19 protein-coding genes are annotated in these 15,339 nt (G+C 65.4%); 14 read left to right on the forward strand and 5 right to left on the reverse strand.

The window, feature by feature from the left end:
- Nucleotides 1–278 precede the first annotated feature (278 nt).
- The 4 genes from G6N07_RS05560 to G6N07_RS05575 all read right to left on the reverse strand — a co-directional run bounded on the left by G6N07_RS05560 (nucleotide 279) and on the right by G6N07_RS05575 (nucleotide 4,169).
- Nucleotides 279–1,724, reverse strand: coding sequence for a hypothetical protein (locus G6N07_RS05560; protein ID WP_133055553.1), 1,446 nt, complete (start codon nucleotides 1,722–1,724; stop codon nucleotides 279–281).
- Complete coding sequence (locus G6N07_RS05565) at nucleotides 1,717–1,881, reverse strand: hypothetical protein (protein ID WP_163784108.1); 165 nt, start codon at nucleotides 1,879–1,881, stop codon at nucleotides 1,717–1,719. The genes G6N07_RS05560 and G6N07_RS05565 overlap by 8 nt, the downstream gene beginning before the upstream one ends.
- Complete coding sequence (locus tag G6N07_RS05570; RefSeq protein WP_235849829.1) at nucleotides 1,874–2,425, reverse strand: AAA family ATPase; 552 nt, start codon at nucleotides 2,423–2,425, stop codon at nucleotides 1,874–1,876. The genes G6N07_RS05565 and G6N07_RS05570 overlap by 8 nt, the downstream gene beginning before the upstream one ends.
- 220 nt (nucleotides 2,426–2,645) lie before the next feature.
- Nucleotides 2,646–4,169 (reverse strand): TnsB C-terminal domain-containing protein, encoded by a 1,524-nt coding sequence (locus G6N07_RS05575; protein WP_308214548.1) that lies wholly within the window; start codon nucleotides 4,167–4,169, stop codon nucleotides 2,646–2,648.
- A gap of 190 nt (nucleotides 4,170–4,359) precedes the next feature.
- On the opposite strand from G6N07_RS05575, the gene G6N07_RS05580 reads away from it, so the two are divergent.
- A complete protein-coding gene (locus G6N07_RS05580; RefSeq protein ID WP_133055552.1) occupies nucleotides 4,360–4,554 on the forward strand; it encodes a hypothetical protein in 195 nt (64 codons plus the stop codon).
- Between the two features lie 258 nt (nucleotides 4,555–4,812).
- Here the strand turns inward: G6N07_RS05580 and G6N07_RS05585 are convergent, their stop codons facing one another.
- Nucleotides 4,813–5,037, reverse strand: a complete 225-nt coding sequence (locus G6N07_RS05585) for a hypothetical protein (RefSeq protein WP_085191973.1) — start codon at nucleotides 5,035–5,037, stop codon at nucleotides 4,813–4,815.
- A gap of 497 nt (nucleotides 5,038–5,534) precedes the next feature.
- Here G6N07_RS05585 and G6N07_RS05590 point away from each other — a divergent pair, with 497 nt between their 5' ends.
- From G6N07_RS05590 to G6N07_RS05650, 13 genes are all read left to right on the forward strand, one after another.
- Complete coding sequence (locus tag G6N07_RS05590; protein WP_085191972.1) at nucleotides 5,535–6,896, forward strand: AMP-binding protein; 1,362 nt, start codon at nucleotides 5,535–5,537, stop codon at nucleotides 6,894–6,896.
- Nucleotides 6,897–6,898: 2 nt separating this feature from the next.
- Nucleotides 6,899–7,168, forward strand: coding sequence for an acyl carrier protein (locus tag G6N07_RS05595; RefSeq protein WP_163784111.1), 270 nt, complete (start codon nucleotides 6,899–6,901; stop codon nucleotides 7,166–7,168).
- A gap of 4 nt (nucleotides 7,169–7,172) precedes the next feature.
- Nucleotides 7,173–7,547 (forward strand): ectoine synthase, encoded by a 375-nt coding sequence (locus G6N07_RS05600; protein ID WP_085191970.1) that lies wholly within the window; start codon nucleotides 7,173–7,175, stop codon nucleotides 7,545–7,547.
- A 13-nt stretch (nucleotides 7,548–7,560) separates the two neighbouring features.
- Nucleotides 7,561–8,670, forward strand: a complete 1,110-nt coding sequence (locus G6N07_RS05605; RefSeq protein ID WP_163784112.1) for an acyl-CoA dehydrogenase family protein — start codon at nucleotides 7,561–7,563, stop codon at nucleotides 8,668–8,670.
- Nucleotides 8,667–9,350: a transglutaminase-like domain-containing protein gene (locus G6N07_RS05610; protein ID WP_085191968.1), complete on the forward strand. Its 684-nt coding sequence runs from the start codon at nucleotides 8,667–8,669 to the stop codon at nucleotides 9,348–9,350. Before G6N07_RS05605 ends, G6N07_RS05610 begins: the two co-directional genes overlap by 4 nt.
- Entirely contained in the window at nucleotides 9,350–10,123 is a 774-nt protein-coding gene (locus G6N07_RS05615; RefSeq protein WP_085191967.1) for a maleate cis-trans isomerase family protein, read from the forward strand. The genes G6N07_RS05610 and G6N07_RS05615 overlap by 1 nt, the downstream gene beginning before the upstream one ends.
- Nucleotides 10,124–10,226: 103 nt before the next feature.
- Nucleotides 10,227–10,634 (forward strand): MarR family winged helix-turn-helix transcriptional regulator, encoded by a 408-nt coding sequence (locus G6N07_RS05620; protein WP_235849827.1) that lies wholly within the window; start codon nucleotides 10,227–10,229, stop codon nucleotides 10,632–10,634.
- 90 nt (nucleotides 10,635–10,724) lie between these two features.
- Nucleotides 10,725–11,333 carry a DsbA family oxidoreductase gene (locus G6N07_RS05625; protein WP_085191965.1) on the forward strand — a complete coding sequence of 203 codons (609 nt, stop codon included), beginning with the start codon at nucleotides 10,725–10,727 and terminating at the stop codon, nucleotides 11,331–11,333.
- Between the two features lie 29 nt (nucleotides 11,334–11,362).
- Nucleotides 11,363–11,824 (forward strand): tRNA-specific adenosine deaminase, encoded by a 462-nt coding sequence (locus tag G6N07_RS05630; protein ID WP_235849826.1) that lies wholly within the window; start codon nucleotides 11,363–11,365, stop codon nucleotides 11,822–11,824.
- 35 nt (nucleotides 11,825–11,859) lie between these two features.
- A complete protein-coding gene (locus G6N07_RS05635) occupies nucleotides 11,860–12,180 on the forward strand; it encodes a DMT family transporter (protein ID WP_085191963.1) in 321 nt (106 codons plus the stop codon).
- Nucleotides 12,181–12,229: 49 nt separating this feature from the next.
- A complete protein-coding gene (locus G6N07_RS05640; protein WP_197913016.1) occupies nucleotides 12,230–12,613 on the forward strand; it encodes a DMT family transporter in 384 nt (127 codons plus the stop codon).
- Nucleotides 12,614–12,825: 212 nt separating this feature from the next.
- On the forward strand, nucleotides 12,826–14,169 hold the full coding sequence (locus G6N07_RS05645) for a DegT/DnrJ/EryC1/StrS family aminotransferase (protein WP_163784114.1): 1,344 nt from the start codon (nucleotides 12,826–12,828) through the stop codon (nucleotides 14,167–14,169).
- Between the two features lie 91 nt (nucleotides 14,170–14,260).
- Nucleotides 14,261–15,328 carry a Gfo/Idh/MocA family protein gene (locus tag G6N07_RS05650; protein ID WP_163784118.1) on the forward strand — a complete coding sequence of 356 codons (1,068 nt, stop codon included), beginning with the start codon at nucleotides 14,261–14,263 and terminating at the stop codon, nucleotides 15,326–15,328.
- Nucleotides 15,329–15,339 lie beyond the last annotated feature (11 nt).

The raw sequence follows: 15,339 nt of genomic DNA on the forward strand, positions 1-15,339 counted from the left end.
CTTCGGTTTTTTGATCGGTGAGGATCCTGATGCTTCTGGGTGCTCTAGTCATTGGCGTCGGGGCGGTGATCGTATGGCGCCACGGCGCCCAACGGCTCAGGCAAGCCGACGACCCGTGCACTCGTGGGGCAGGTCGGCGAGACGGCTCATGGACATGGGCTGCCGGGACGACAACTTCCAGCATTGGCCGCCGTGGGCTGGTCGTCGAGACCGCGTGGCGCGTACGCGACTACATCGGCGGCACCCTTGGTGATGACGATGACCGTCCTGCTCGAGCCCTACGCCGAGGCGGCCTGCACGTGTGGGTTGGGAGCGAAGGCCTGATCCGCGATGAACCTGGTGTCGAACTTGCTGCCCAAGTACGGGGTGTACGTGCAAGTAACGTGTGACTGCCAGGTCTGGAGGAGATTCGCGGCCCGGTGGCGGTGCTGATCGGGCAGCGTGATCTTGCAGTGCGCCGCGGCCGCGCCGATACGCTCAAAGGTGAAACTCGTCGAGGCGAACAGCCGCCCCGTGGTGTTGTCGGACTCGGCGGCGAAGCAGCGGACCGCCTGCAGCAGCGGCCGGACGGCGGGCGGGACGGGGAAGACGGCCGTGATCGGGTGATGCCGGCGAATCGTGAACTTGCTCGGAACCAGGGTGGCGTACTGCGGGAACCAGGTCAGGCGCAGCGCGTGGTTGTCCGGTGAGAGCGCCTCCCAGGGCAGGCTGTGCAGGAACAGGATCGGCAGCTGGGTCAGCAGGCTCAGCGCGATCCCGGCCCCGATCGTCGGGTGGGCGACACCGGCCCGGATCCGCTGCAGGACCGCCACGCTCAGGCCAGCGGCGCCGCCGTCCAGGCCCGGGCCGGTCAGCTGGCCGGTGACCATGAGCTGTCCCGGGGGCAGCTTCAGGTCGAAGCTGCGGGCCCGGAAACCACCCTGGGCGCCCCGCAGCCGCGCCAGGCTGTGATTGCGGGTCGGGCTGTCCTGCACGAGCTCGGTCAAAAACAGCTGCACCTGCGCGATGTCGAGAACCTTCCACGCGCCGGTGAGGTGGGTGTCCAACCAGGCGCCGGCCGCGGCCCGCCCCTGCTGGTACACCGCGTCGGTCTGCAGGAACCCCCGCAGGCCGATCGCCGCTGGCGCCGCGCTGCGGTAGGTGTGGATCTGCTCGTTGGCGTAGAGCGGCAGATCGACGGCCTGCGGCGCCGGCGCCAGCACGGAGTGGATCGCCGCCGGCGCACGACCCGGCCGGCCCGGCCGGCCCGGCAGGGTCGTGCCCAGGTCGGTGAGGATCTCGTGGCTGGTGCCCTCCAGGACGTCGGCCAGGGCCGGTGCGACGGCGTGGACGTGGCAAATCAGCACAAGACGGGTGCCGCTGCGCCGGCACACCGCCAGCAGCCAGTCCCAGCCGGCCGCCGAGAGCCGGTCGGCGCGCAGCACCACCAGGTCCTCGATCTGGTCGGCCAGCAGCCACGCCACCACCGCCCGCCCAGCCCGCGCGGACCCGACCAGCCGTTCGGCCTTCAGCCGGCAGATCGATCGCCCCAGCGCGGCGAGCACGTCATGGGCGAGCGCGGCCAGGCCGCACAGCCCCGGGGTTGGATGCACGACCACCAGGCCCCCGGCCGGGTCGTGACGCTGCAGCAGGCCCACGCTCACCCGCACCTCATCACCCGGATCCAGCAGCACCCGCACCACCGGCCGGCCCGGCCGGTCAGCCTGGTCAGGCCGGTCAGGCACTGCCGCCGAGCCGGCGCAACACCCACGCAGAACGTCCCGGTCCCGCGACGTCGCGCTGCAGGCGGGCCCGGCCCCTCACGACGTGGGAGGTGATCTTCGACCAGGCCCGGAAGTTGCCGTGCCCGGCCTGCACGTCGGTGTAGGCGATGTCACCCACTGCGGCCGGACATTTTCGCGAATACCGAGCCCAGCACCTCACGGTCGATTCGGTCGCGGTCGAGGCGTTGCAGTGCGCGGACGGTGTGCGCGGTCAGCTTGGCCCAGGACCGGAAGTTGCCGTGGCCGGCGTGCGCGTCGGCGAAGGACAGGACGTCCGGATCGGTGTGGTCCCACACCGGGTGGAACGCCGGAATCACCCGCAGGACCTGTTCGGGGGTCATGCGACGGAATTCCTGCCACACGTACACCCGGCTGGACAGCATCGGTTCGCGGGAGAGCACGTGGTAGCAATCGCCGCCGCCGACGAACACGATCGCGATGTCGGTGCGCCGGTCGTCCCACAGGTGCCGCCAGTATTCGAAGCATTCCCGCGACATCCACTGAGCCTCGTCGCAGACCAGCACCCGAAACCGCTCAGATAACACGGTCTTGAGTGTCTGGTCGAACTCGATTGGGCGCAGCGGTGGCACTCCGGCGACGCCGAGCGCGTCGAAGAGAGTATGCCGGATATCGCGCGGGGTGGGCCGTGCCCGGAACTGCACCCGGCACACCGTGTCCGCAGCGAGGCGTTGACCGACAACGTCTTTCCCACGCCGGCGTCGCCGTGCACGCACATCATCGCCTTGGCCTCGATGACGTCGGCGATGTTGTCGCGGGTCAACATCAGCGCGTCGGTGGCCACGATATGCGCCCCGGGCAGCCCGAGGAAGTGATCGGCCTGGGCGCCATCGACATCCGGGCCCGGGTTGCGGGGTGTCCTTGTCACCGGCGGTCCCCGTTTCGGTTGGGTTGTGCATGCTCGTTCGGGTCCACCGGCAGTCGCCAGTTCGCCGGCGGCGGGTCGAGGGGAATCAGATCCGGTCGCGCCCACCGCACCATGTCGGCATCGTGTTCGTCGGCCAGGACCGCGGCGGCCTCGGCCGTCGTCAGCGCATCGAGCCGCTTCGCCGGTTCCGGCACCGTCGACGCCGCATACCGGACCCGCCGCTCCCGTTCAGCCGCGGCCAGATCCGACCGCAACCGGCGCGCCTTGCGGGTGCGGGCGTGCAACACCCGGGCGCGGTCCTCGGCAGAGGCGGCATCGGCGAGTACCGCGGTGCCCAGATGCGTGCCGGTGGCGGCGTCGAACACCTCGATTTCGCCGGTGTGGTGTGGCATGTACCGGATCCGCACCCCGGTCCCGACCAACCCGACCATCCAGTCGGCGATGTAGTGGCGGCCGCGGCCGAACGCGACGCCCTTGGTGGTGATAGTGCGGTTTCTCCGGTCGTCTTCGAGGGTGAACATCCACAATCGGGTCTCGTCGGCGTCGTGGATCGGGGTCGGGTCGTTGTCCCAGGACTGCATCGGCGTTCGTTCACCGAGTTCGGCAATGGTGTGTTCGGTGTTCCACCACCGCACCCAGCCCAGCACCTCGGCGGTGAACGCCTCGAACGACAGCGGCGGCTGGTCGGGATCGACCGGGGCGCCGCTGACCTGTGTCTGCCGGTGGGTGTAACGGGGCAGGGCTGCGAACAGCATCCTCTCGGCTGCACCGTTGATCGTCTCCACCGTGCCCTTCAGATGCGCACCGTAGGCCGGTAGGTCGTCCACCCGCACCGCGAACGCGCCCAGTGCGTCGGTGACGGTGCGGGACAGGAAGTCCTTGCCCCGGTCGATGCGCACCGCCGCAGGCAGGCCCCCGGCCGGTCCGTACGGCTCCCGCCGCATCACCGCTGCCCGCAGTGCCGCCAGCACGCTCTCCCGGTTCGGGGTTCGCGGCGTCACCGCCACACCGAGGATCACGTCGTGGGCGGCATCGATGAACCAGGTCACCCACGGTTTGACCAGTCGCCCGTCCGCGTCGACCTGGACGGGCGCCTCGACGTGGTCGGCCTCCCATGCCGCATTGCGGTGCGACGGGGGCCGTTGTACGTCGAATCTCCTGCGCGCCCGTTCCCCGGCACGGAGCCCGGCGCGATCGCCCGCGCTGATATCGGCCTCCACCGCGCGATACAACGCAGACTTGCTCGGTGCCGGTGAGCCACCGCCCTTCTCGGCGGCCACCAACTCCCGATGCAGCGCCATTACATTGCCGTGCCAGTACGCCAGGCGCACCCGTAGTTCATCATCGAGTCGGAACCGTCGTCGTGGCACCGGCCCGACCCCGGCCCGGCGCGTCGCCAACCAGCGCCACACCGTTCGTTCGGCGACGGCCAATGTTTGCGCGCTCAACCGCACATGATCGCTCGTCAGTTCACCGCGCTCGTCCAACGCCGCAAGCCGGTTCGCAGCAGCATGCCGCAGCGCCCGTGCGCCCGCATCGACCACCAGCTGGCCTCCCAACACCTCGCTGGGTACTCGAACGCATGTATTCGATCACGAAGAAGCAAGCACTGACATCGAAACGGGAAATGCTACTGACAATCCCGCGGGAATCCTCAGAAGTGGCGCGAGTGGCGGCGGATCTGGCGGAAGTAGCGGCGGGTGAGGTCCGGTGAACGGCCAGCGCAGCGTGCTGCGGATCGGTGACCGGGTGGTCTATGCCGGGCAGTGTCCCCGCTTCACCGATGATCCGGCTGAAATGTCGGCGCAGTTCGGTGATGCTGATGCGCGGCAGCGAAGGATCGATAATCGGTTGGCTCCGGGATTGGTGACGGCACCGAATATCTCAATCCAGCCCTCGAGCTGAGCGGCGGACTCGATGAGTATCGGCGCGAGAGCACGCGCGTTTTCAATTGTTAGTCCGGAGTCGGGGTGGCAATCGAGGTATATGTGTGGAGCTTCGTGAGCGGTTTCGAAGCTGCCGTCTTCGACCTGAATCGCGCTGATATGGACGCAAGCCGTGCATCCGACAGGATGCCGTTCCGGCTTGTAGACGACCCGAGATGCGATGCCTTGGTCCACCTCCCATTCGGTGCAGAGCGATCCAGTTGGTGTAGCGGGCTTCTCACAACTTCGGGCTGACTGTGCCACGATCATCCTTCCTGCGCTGCCGGGTCTGGCGTGACTTCGACTTCAGATGGCCGCAGTGTGCTGGTCGATCAAGTCCAGGTGCATGCGGGTCAGAAACGCGTGCTTCGGTCAGCTGCGGGACTTTCACCCGCATCCGTTTCTTGGCGAGCTCGGCCATGGCCGCCGGATCGGTTTCGCCGGCCAGCAAGGCGTCGAGCATCGCCCGCGAGGAGGCGCGCCGGCGTCCTCGACCGCCGAGACGTGCTCACCGGACTCAGTGTCCGACGCACGATCACCGACCGCTGCCGATGCAGATCGATCCCAACGAATTGCTTGCCGTCATACTCGTTTCATAGGGGCCTCCCATGATTTGTGGAACGTGAACACCCCCGCATCCGCCGGGAACGCTACGAGAGCGGAGGCCCCGCCCCTTCATCGCCACAAGAGGTATTTGCGGCTGATTCCGCGGGCTCTCGGGCGGTGCGGTGCGGTCTTCGTCGGCGAGCACGACTCTCCAGGCCAGAGATGGGCGGCGAGGTGTGGTTTGAGCGCGCGGGGCCAACTACGGCAATCAAGGCACAATGCACCCACCCTTAAACTGGGCTTCCCCTTGTATGCACATGCATGCGGTTAACCTACGTTTGGATCGATTCGCAGTCGGAACAGTGGCCGTGACCGCCCGTAGACCGCGGCTGTGTCGGCGATGGGGGAATCAGAATGGGTTTGGACGGCGCAGGTCTGGTGATCGGTGACGTCAGTGGTGCGGTACACCGCGTCATCGGCGGATTCGCCGCTGGTGAGCGGATCTTAGGGTCCGAGTCGGGGCCAGTGGTTCTGCGGGCGGCCAAGGATGCTGAGCTGCTCAGCTTCGCTGTGGGTCGGTTGGGACGGGGCGAGGTGGTGGCGCTGGTCCCGGAGGCCAGCGGTGGCGACTATGTCGACGAGGTACGGGAACAGCTCGGCCTGGTGACTCGGGCGCGCACGGCAGGAGCCGATGGAGGGGAAGGCATTCTCGCGCTGCCGACGTCGGGGTCGACGGGCCATCCAAAGATCGTTGCCCTTGCGGTGTCTCGGATCGAGCGGTTTATGAGCTGGGGTGCCGGATTTTTCGGTTTCGGGGCCGACACGGTGTCGTTGAGTTTGAGCCCCTGGAATTTCGATGTCTCCTTGCTCGACACGTGGGCTGTGCTCGCTGCCGGCGGTGTGGTGGTCGCCGCAGATCCGCGACGGTTTCAAGAACGCGAGCACGTCGCCGGCCTGTTGAGCGATCACGGCGTGACGTTCCTCCAGACGGTTCCTTCGACGCTTGATGTCGTTGTCGACGCCGTTGAGGGCAGGTCGTTCGGCGGTGTCCGCGACGTCATCGTCACGGGCGGAGTGGCGGCAGCCGCGACGCGTCGGGCTGCCGCCACTCTGTTTCCCAAGGCGCGGTTCCACAATGTCTACGGGTCGACCGAGGTTAACGATTGCCTGATCTACACAGCAGCGGCGGCCACGTTCGCGACCGCAGACGACGTGCCCTTGGGGCTCCCCATCGCAGGGTGTGAGGTCTTTCTGGATTATGGGGTTTCGGTACAACCTTGGGATCGTTGCCCGGACGGATTACCCGGCGAGCTGCTGGTGCGAACCCCGTGGATGGCCGAGGGCTACATCTCGGGTGGTGAGATCGAACCGCTGGCTGAGGCATGGGGCGAGCGAGCGCTCTACCCCATGCGAGATCGGGTAGAGCGTGTTGGCGATCAGTTGCGGTATCTCGGCCGCACCGACCGCACGGTCAAGCTCCGTGGCCAGCGCATCAACTTGGACGAGATCGAAAAGGTTGCCTCGGCTATCGGCCCCGTGCGGGCCGCGTGCGCCTGGATCAGCTCCTCAGTCGCGGGCGACGAACTTCACCTGGCCTGCTCGCAACCCGTCAATGGGCTGCAGGTGTCCGGGATGGCACTACGTCTCGCGCTGAGCCGTCGACTACCTCCCTATGCGATCCCAAATCGGCTGCACCTGCTCGACAAGCCCTTTCCGCTCAACGGCAATGGAAAACCGAATCTTGAGCGCATTATGGCCGAAGTTGAAAAGGCATGACTATGGCGACGTTGAATGATGTCAAGTGGTACATCACGGAAACCTTTGCCCCCGATATCGGACCGGACGAGCTCCCTGAGGATATCGATCTCAACGCTACCGGGATTCTTACCAGCGTCAGTACCGTGCAGCTGCTCGGATGGTGTGGTCGGACATTTCGCGTTCCGATCAATTCGTTGGCGATCGATCCTGAACAACTCAGAACCCCGCTCAGTATCGCGGAGTTCATCGATGCACACCGAACGGACACACAGTTGGAGAAAGGGGAATAAGAAAATGTTCGCTAGATCCAAGGACGACGTCACGCCTGTAGAGTGGGGAAGCGGCACAAGCCACCGGCTGCTGGTCGATTCGGACAACATGGGATTTGCGCTTGCGCACACCCTGGTACGTGCGGGCACCGAATCCAAGCTCGAGTACCGCCGTCACCTCGAGGCCTGCTATTGCATCAAGGGGTCTGGCAGCGTCGCGGACCTCGAAGGCAACATCATCAAGCTCAGGCCCGGCGTTCTTTACGCCCTCGACCAACACGATCGCCACTATCTGCGCGCGTGCGAGCACGAGGATATGGAACTGATCAGCGTGTTCACCCCGCCCATCCGCGGAGATGAGCAGCACATCCTCTCCGACGCCAGCTTCAGCTCGTACTGAGGGAGTGGCAGCGATGGAGGAAGAACGGTGGCGGCATCTGCTGAAACATCTCCGCGAGCAGGACCGAGCTGCCGGGGCACGCGAGAAGTTCTGTCCCGAAGTGTGGAGGGAGCTTGCGGCTGCCGGGCTCTTCGGAGTGCTTGCACCGTCGGCACGCAGCCACGGGCTCGTAGAGGCGACCACCCGCCTGCGTGAACTCGGGCAGGCCAGCCCCGACCGGGGTCTGACCTTTTCGGCGGTGACGCAACTGGCCAGCACGATCTTCGCCCTCCAGGCATTCGCCGGAACGGAGCTGCAAGAACGCTACCTGCCTGCGGCACTATCCGGGGAGGCGATCGGCGGCCACGCGATCACTGAAGCCGGTGCCGGCTCGGACGTGCTCAGCATGTCCACCACGGCCGCCCGGCGAGGTGATCGCTATGTTCTCAGCGGGGCCAAGCGCTTCATCACCAACGCCCCGATCGCTTCCACGCTGGTCGTGTACGCCAAGACAGAGAGTGAAAGACGCGCGGAGAGCGTGTCGGCGCTGCTGGTGGAGACGGGATGGCCCGGGGTCGAGGTGTCTGCGCCGATGCCGACCGCGGGCTTGCGCAGCTCGCCGATCGCAGAGGTGCGCTTCGACGAGGTCGAGGTGCCCGAGGCCAACCGCGTCGGGCACCCCGGAGCCGGGATGCTGATCATGGACCAGGTAATGAAGCGGGAGACCCTCTTGGCGTTCGCGGCCAACATCGGCGAGATGGAACGGTCCGTGCAGGAGTCGGTCAGTTACGTCAACCACCGCACACAGTTCGGTGCGCCCATCGGGAAGAACCAGCTGGTGGCCAACCGCCTCGTGGATTCCCAGATCGCGATCGAGCTGGGGGCAGCGTTGTTGGAGTCAGTCGCCGCCAGAATCGACGGGTTCTGCGACGTGACGATACCCGTGGCGGCCGCGAAGATCTTTATCAGCGAGGCGCATGCGGTGTGCGCGCTTGACAGCATCCGCATCCGGGGAGGTAACGGCTACCTCACCACCGAGCCTTACTGCGCAGACCTTCTCGACGCCGTTCCGGGGGCAATCTACTCCGGTTCGAACGACGTCCTGCGCACCAAGATTGCAACCATCATGGGGGTAAAAACATGACGCTCGACATCGAAGAGGCGACAGCTGCGTCGGCCGTGCTCGACTACCACCACTCGGCCGTGCGCTTGTTTGTGGAGGATGCCGGCTGCTATCGGGCACCGCATATGGCGGGGGCGGTCGAACGGCTCCATGACGCCGTGCGGGATGGCATCGACTACAACGTCTTCAACGTGCCCTTGCATGAGCAGCTCAGCGCCTCGGCTGTGGCCACCCACGGGGTCGGGTTCTGCCTGCACAAGAGCCTGTTGTTCGTCACCGGTTGCCGCAAGCTTGGCGTGCCGGCGATCCTCTGCTCGGACAGCGTGACCAATCACGTCGCCGACAGCGCGATGCTGGAGCTCGTGGGTGGCGCGGAATTCCTGCACTGGTATGCCCGGATTTACCTCAACGGGCGGTGGATTAAGGCCGCCCCAATCTTCAACGCGTTGCTGTGCGGTCTGTACGGAATCGAGGTGCTGCGTTTCGACCCGCATAGGGATTCGGTGCGCCAGCCCTATCGCGGTGGCTCTCGGATGCAGTACCGCGGGAGGGAACGCTGGTATCCGAACCCGGACATGCGTGAGATCTTGAGGGTGATCCGGGAGAAGCACCCGCGCATGGTCGTGGCGTCGGGCAGAACACCCGCGTCGCACGCGCTGCGCGCCCCGGCGGGGCAGGACTGCGCAAGGAGCGCCGACTGATGTGGAAGTCCGACGGATGGGACGCGAAGTTCAAACTCGGGCTCGTCACCCCGCACGCCGACATCGGTCCGGAAGCCGAGGCTCAAGCCATTCTCGCCGGGCACTCGGCCACCGTTCACGGGGCCCGAGTGGATTTCTCGCCGATGCATCCGGGTGGGCACATCGACGACAAGATTGCCCACGACCCGGTTCTGCAGTTCATCCAGCCCGAGGTGATCGATCAGACCGTCGCCAGCCTTTCCAGTGCCCCCCTTGACGCGATCGGGCTGGCGTTCACCAGTTCGTCGTTCAAGGTAGGTGCCGCCGGCGAGAATGAACTCCTCGCCCGCTTGGCCCACATCAGTCACGGGGTCAGGCTCGCCACCACGGGCACCGCGGCGGTAGCGGCGAGTCAGGCGCTGCAACTCGAGCGAATCGCGGTCATGGCCCCGTCGTGGTTCGACGACGAACTGTGCGAGGCCGGCACCGCGTACTTCGCCGATCAGGGCCTCGACGTGATCTCGGTAACTCCCTGCGGGCCGGAGGGTGGGCCGCAGGCGATCACGCCTGCCAAGATGGCCGGAGCGATCCGCGGCTTGGTAGAGCGTACGCGAGCGCGCGCGGTGTTCGTCGCGGGCAACGGTCAGCGAGCCGTCGGTGCGATCAATCAGGCCGAGCGGAAGCTGGGTGTCACGGTCCTGACCGCCAACCAAGTCCTTGTCTGGTCGTGTCTGCAAGGGTCGGTGATTCGGGGACGGATCGCCGGCTACGGCCGCCTCTTCGCTAGCGCGTGACGGGAGGCCCCGCCTATGTTAGGGTTGTTGTATGTACATGGAGTCACTGAGCGGGGTGGGGTCGTCAGCCCGCGACGTGAGTCTGTCCTGGTCGCAGATCAGCATGTTCGCCGCGGCCGTGGATGCCAGACTCGGCAAGTGGCTTGCAGACACCTGCCGTTTTGGCTTGACAGAGTATCGGGCCCTGCTTCTGCTCAGTGGAGCGCCGGAGCGCGAGCTGCGGATCCACGATCTGGCCGAGCAGGTTGGTTTGAACCAGAGTTCGGTGACCAGGCTTCTCGGACGGCTGGAGGCCAAGTCGCTCACTTACCGCGACACGTGCCCTGACGACGGTCGGGGCGTGTTTGCGGTGATCACCGAGAAGGGTCTGGATCTGGTGCAGGAGCTGCGCGAGCCCTTCGAGGCCAAGGTCGTGGAGACTCTCGACGACGTGGCCGCCCTCGGCCCGGCATTGGAGCCTCGGCAGCTGAGCATGGCTTTCGCGGCCATCGGTGCACACCTCTGGGCGTAATCACACCAAGGAACGGTAACGCAAACATGCCAATGACATGCAGTGAAGAACATGCATGTACATAAATATTGTGATTAGGAGTTGAGGTCGATGACCACCAAGGTGAGCGTATTCGTGGATTACGTGTGCCCGTACTGCTTCCTGGCTGAGGGAGCGATCGAGGAACTCAAGCGCGACCGGGACGTCGTGGCCGACATCCGGCCGTTCGAGTTGAGGCCCGACCCGGTACCGACTCTTCGGCCGGAGGACGACTACCTGCCGACCGTGTGGAACAGGTCGGTGTATCCGATGGCGCGCCGGTTGGGGGTGCCGATCTCACTGCCCACGATCTCCCCGCAGCCGCGCACGGAGAAGGCGTTTCTTGTGTTGCAGCTGGCGGCCGAGCGCGGGCTCGCCGAAGCGTACTCGCACGCGATGTTCGCGGCGTTCTTCCAGGACGATCGCGACGTCGGGCGAGAGGAGGTGATCATCGACGTGGCGGCCTCGGTGGGCTTAGCCCGGTCGGACGTCGAGGCCGCCCTGACCAGCCGGCAACGAGCCGACCGCCACGCCGACGACCTGACCTACGCAGTCCGGCAGGTTGGGGTCCAGGCGGTGCCGAGCTTCCTGATCGGTGACCGTCTGCTGTCCGGCGTCCACGACGCGACTCAGCTCAAAGCCGCGGTGGACGAGTTTGCCCGCACGGCGGCCATCTCATGAGCTGGTCGCCTGACCAGCTGACCCGGCTCATGGAGGACGCGGTCGCGTTCAGCATTGCCCACGTCCGCTCCGGCGGACTACCTTTCGTCGGCCTTGTCTTCACCGACGACGGGTACGTCTCCGACTACGGCGTCAACCAGGTTCAGAAAACCGGAGACCCCAGCGCGCACGCCGAGATCGTCGCGATGCGAGCCATGCTCCGGCAGCGCGGGCTCGCCGATCTGAACGGCATGTCGCTGCTGGCCACCGGCGAGCCTTGCGGGCTGTGCTACGAGTTCGCGCTCGAGCATCGCATCAGACGGATCTATGTTGCTGTCGACAGTGACACAGTCGCCAGATGGGGCTTCGATTACCGCCGCAGCTATTCCGCGTTGGGCATCGACCGGACCCACGTCGCCGACATCGTCACGCCCCTTCCCGTCAGCACCGCGTTGGAGCCCTTTGAACGCTACCTCGACCGACACAGCTTGGACCGACACAGCTCCGGCTGACAACCTGCCTGCAAAAGCACGAAAGGAGAACTCCGATGCACTGGCTCTATTTGGGGATCGCGGTGATCTTCGAGGTTGCCGTGGCCATCTCGGCAAGCAACGCGCACGGTTTCACCCGACCGGGCTGGACCGTCGCCACCCTCATCAGCGGCGGCATCGCCACCTACTTCCTCAGCCTCGCCCTGCTGACGTTCGACGTCGGCGTCGGCTACGCGATCTGGACTTCCATCGCCAGCGTCGGAATCGTCGTCCTGGGCGCGGTGTTGTTCGGCCAAAAGCTGAACTGGAAGAAGGTTCTCGGGATCGTCCTCGTCATCGGGGGTGTCGTTGGACTGCGCCTTAGCGGCGCTGCCTAGACCCCGCTAGTCAACTCCCCAAGTCCTATCATGCAGAAAGGCTTACGGCATGGCATCGACACGCGAGAACGACACGAAACAGGGCTTCGGCTGGTTCATGCTCCTGCTCGCCGGAATGTTTGAGATAGGCTACGCGCTCAGCGTGGGAGGCAGCCAAGCGTTCACCGTACTGAGCTGGTCACTCGTAGCGGTGGTGTTCTTCCTGCTGACGCTGTTCTTCCTCAGCCTCGCTCTCAAGACCATCGACGTGGGCATCGGGTACGCCGTGTGGGCCGGCATCGGCTCGGTCGGCTCCGCAGTCCTGGGCGTCTACCTGTTCGATCAACCGCTGACCCTGATCCAGGCGGTGTTCCTGGCCGTCATCATCGCCGGCGTCATCTGGCTCAAACTTGCCGACAGCCCCGCACTCGAAACCGACCGCATCGGCCTTTGAGGATGGGCGCGACTGTTCGGTCAGGTAACGAGAACGTACGCATACTGTTAACCCGCTGTTTCAGTGTGCCCACCCTGCGCTCGTGGGAAGCGTGTCCAAGATCGCGCCAAAGGTGCTGCTGTTCAACAGGTTTCGCGGTTGATGGCCCGGGTTGTCAACTCCCGGCTGGGAGTTCGTGCTGTCGATCGACCATCGCGGTGGAGGGGTTTGTCTTGGCTGAATCAGTAGATATCTCGTCCGTTCTCGGGCCGCCGGTGCGCGATCTAGGGACCTCCCCGAGCACGCCGGTCGTCGGTGAACTCGACGAAGAGTTCGTTGTCCCCGTGCTGCGGTCGGGTCGATGGGGACTCGACAGCACAGGTGGGCAACCGGTGCTGCCAGGCGTCGAGGTGCGGACGGCCGTCAGCGAAGGCCTGGGGGTGGAGCAGGCACGGCTGGCCGCGGAGTTCGAGCATTTCCAGGGTGCGTCGCATGCGGTGCCGGTCGCCAACGGCACCCGCGCGATCGTCGTCGCCCTGATGGCCGCGGCCGTCGGGGCGGAGCGGCTCGGCAAACGCCCGATTGTGCCGGGCGGCAAGGTGCTGGTGCCCAGCATGACGTGGCAGGCAACGCTGGGCGCGCCGATCGACCGTCGACTGATACCGGTGATGGTCGATGTCGACCCGCTGACCGGCGTGGTCGACCCTGCCGCAGTCGAGCAGGCGTTGGCGGCTGATCAGGGCCGCGAGATCGTCGCAGTGATCCTTCCGCATCTGTACTGCCGGATGGTTGATACGCCGGCGATCGGATCGTTGTGTGACGACTACGGTGTGATCTCGATCGAGGACTGTGCGCATGCACACGGCGGAGTGATCCGGGGATACCCGGCGGGGTCGGTCGCCGACTTCGGAACCTGGTCGTTTCAATCATCGAAGTCGATCGGTTCCGGCGAAGGCGGGATGGTGACGACACGTCACCCATGGCTCGTCGACCAGCTGGTCTCGATCACGACCTGCGGCCGCAGACTCGGCGAGTCAGTTCCCTTCCAATCCGGCAATGAACGGCTGAGCTCCGTGCAGGCCGCCCTGCTGCGAGCACAGCTGCGTCGCTTCTATTTCGAGCAGCTGCCGGTCAAACAAGACGTGCTGATCGAACTCGAGGCCACGATGGCCACGTTGGACGGCGTGATTCCGATGGCGGCGCAACCGTTTGTGGATCAGCAGGTGACCTACAAGGTTTTGGGCCGGATCGCGCTCGCCGGGTTCGGCGGCCTGTCGTTGACGCAGATCATCGACGGCTACCGGTATCTGGTGAACTGCGAGGTGACCAGGCTGTACGAGCCGCTGGACCAGACGGATGTCTATCAGCCACAGGCCGATCCGGCCAATCGCTGGTCGGAGGAGTTCTACGAGGCGCTGGATCCGCGGCGCTTCGACCTGTCCAATGCGCATGCGCTCTTCAACAGCACCATCGCGTTCGAGCATGCGGTGCTTCTGGATCGCGACTTCCCGGAACACTTCGGTCGGGCTACCGACGTTCTGCGAATGCGAGCCCCTCAGTTGGCCGTAACACGCTGATTCTCCGGCCTGTGGCCCTGAGGCCCGTGGCTGTTCTCTACCCGAAACATCAAGGGCTGCAAGGGGTATGTGCGGCCATCGAGGAGAAGAAGTGACCGACACAATCAGGCGGGTCGCGATCGTGGGGGCTTCCTCGGCCGTGGCTCCCCGGCATCTCGAAGCTCTACTGGCGCTGCCCTCGACAGAGGTTGTCGCTTTGGTCGAAGTTGACCCGAACAAGGCGGAACGACTCCGGCTTGCGCATCCCGAGATCGCCGTGTATCCGCAGGCCGCGGATATCGATCAGGATGGGATCGACCTGGCGGTGGTGTGTGTTCCCGACTTCGCGCACGGACCGGTGGTGGTCGAATGTCTGGATCGCGGCTGGAATGTGTTGTGCGAGAAGCCGCTGACTGACGACGTGGCGCTTGCCGAAGACCTATTCGCGCACGCCGACAAGGTCGGGCTGCTCCTGGCTGTTGGTTATCAGCGCCGCTTCATGCTCGCGAAGTTGGGTGAACAGATCGTCAACGGGTTGATCGGAGACCTGTATTGGGTCGACGCATGGTGGCTGCGGCGCGCCGGGCATCCCGCCTCACGACGGGAGTTCACGCGTCGCGGCTTAGGTGTTCGCGGAGACCTTGTCCCACACTTGCTTTCGCAGACACTGCAATTCCTCGATCCTGGCCAGCTTGTCGTTCAGGCGCGTGATTGGCGGATCAGTCCGGGCTGGAGGAGCGAGGACGTGGCCCGGCTCACCGTTCGAGACGATAAGGGCGTCGAATTGCAGGCGCACGTCGCCTACGACAAACCGCACGTCGACGCAGTCGACGACTGCGGGATCGCATGTTACGGAACCCTCGGTTCCATCCATGTCCAGCTCCCGACCACCCACGATCAGTTGTGGGCGAACCGAAATCCACCCACGCTGTTCTCTCGGGACGGATCGCCTGCGCGCAAGCTCGACCCGTTGCCGTCCACACAGCAGTGCCACCTGCTACAGGCTCAAGCGGTTATCGATGCCCTGACAGCCGGGTCGGCCCCAGCCGAACAGCAGGCCGCGGAGATGACATTGATTCGAACCGTCGCTGCGGCACAAGCTTCCGCGACGTGGCGTGGAGTCGCCGTTCCGATCGAAAACCTCGGCACCGCTGTCGGTAAGCGACGCTACGCCTCCTGAAGGGCCACAGA

Origin of the sequence: Mycolicibacterium doricum, from assembly GCF_010728155.1 — a bacterium.
GTDB classification, from domain to species: Bacteria; Actinomycetota; Actinomycetes; order Mycobacteriales; family Mycobacteriaceae; genus Mycobacterium; species Mycobacterium doricum.

What these genes read in the sequence shown, in the direction of transcription:
- G6N07_RS05585 (WP_085191973.1), bottom strand. Translation starts at nt 5,037, where the DNA reads ATGCTCGACGCCTTGCTGGCCGGCGAAACCGATCCGGCGGCCATGGCC.
- G6N07_RS05590 (WP_085191972.1), top strand. Translation starts at nt 5,535, where the DNA reads ATGGGTTTGGACGGCGCAGGTCTGGTGATCGGTGACGTCAGTGGTGCG.
- G6N07_RS05595 (WP_163784111.1), top strand. Translation starts at nt 6,899, where the DNA reads ATGGCGACGTTGAATGATGTCAAGTGGTACATCACGGAAACCTTTGCC.
- G6N07_RS05600 (WP_085191970.1), top strand. Translation starts at nt 7,173, where the DNA reads ATGTTCGCTAGATCCAAGGACGACGTCACGCCTGTAGAGTGGGGAAGC.
- G6N07_RS05605 (WP_163784112.1), top strand. Translation starts at nt 7,561, where the DNA reads ATGGAGGAAGAACGGTGGCGGCATCTGCTGAAACATCTCCGCGAGCAG.
- G6N07_RS05610 (WP_085191968.1), top strand. Translation starts at nt 8,667, where the DNA reads ATGACGCTCGACATCGAAGAGGCGACAGCTGCGTCGGCCGTGCTCGAC.
- G6N07_RS05615 (WP_085191967.1), top strand. Translation starts at nt 9,350, where the DNA reads ATGTGGAAGTCCGACGGATGGGACGCGAAGTTCAAACTCGGGCTCGTC.
- G6N07_RS05620 (WP_235849827.1), top strand. Translation starts at nt 10,227, where the DNA reads ATGTTCGCCGCGGCCGTGGATGCCAGACTCGGCAAGTGGCTTGCAGAC.
- G6N07_RS05625 (WP_085191965.1), top strand. Translation starts at nt 10,725, where the DNA reads ATGACCACCAAGGTGAGCGTATTCGTGGATTACGTGTGCCCGTACTGC.
- G6N07_RS05630 (WP_235849826.1), top strand. Translation starts at nt 11,363, where the DNA reads ATGGAGGACGCGGTCGCGTTCAGCATTGCCCACGTCCGCTCCGGCGGA.
- G6N07_RS05635 (WP_085191963.1), top strand. Translation starts at nt 11,860, where the DNA reads ATGCACTGGCTCTATTTGGGGATCGCGGTGATCTTCGAGGTTGCCGTG.
- G6N07_RS05640 (WP_197913016.1), top strand. Translation starts at nt 12,230, where the DNA reads ATGGCATCGACACGCGAGAACGACACGAAACAGGGCTTCGGCTGGTTC.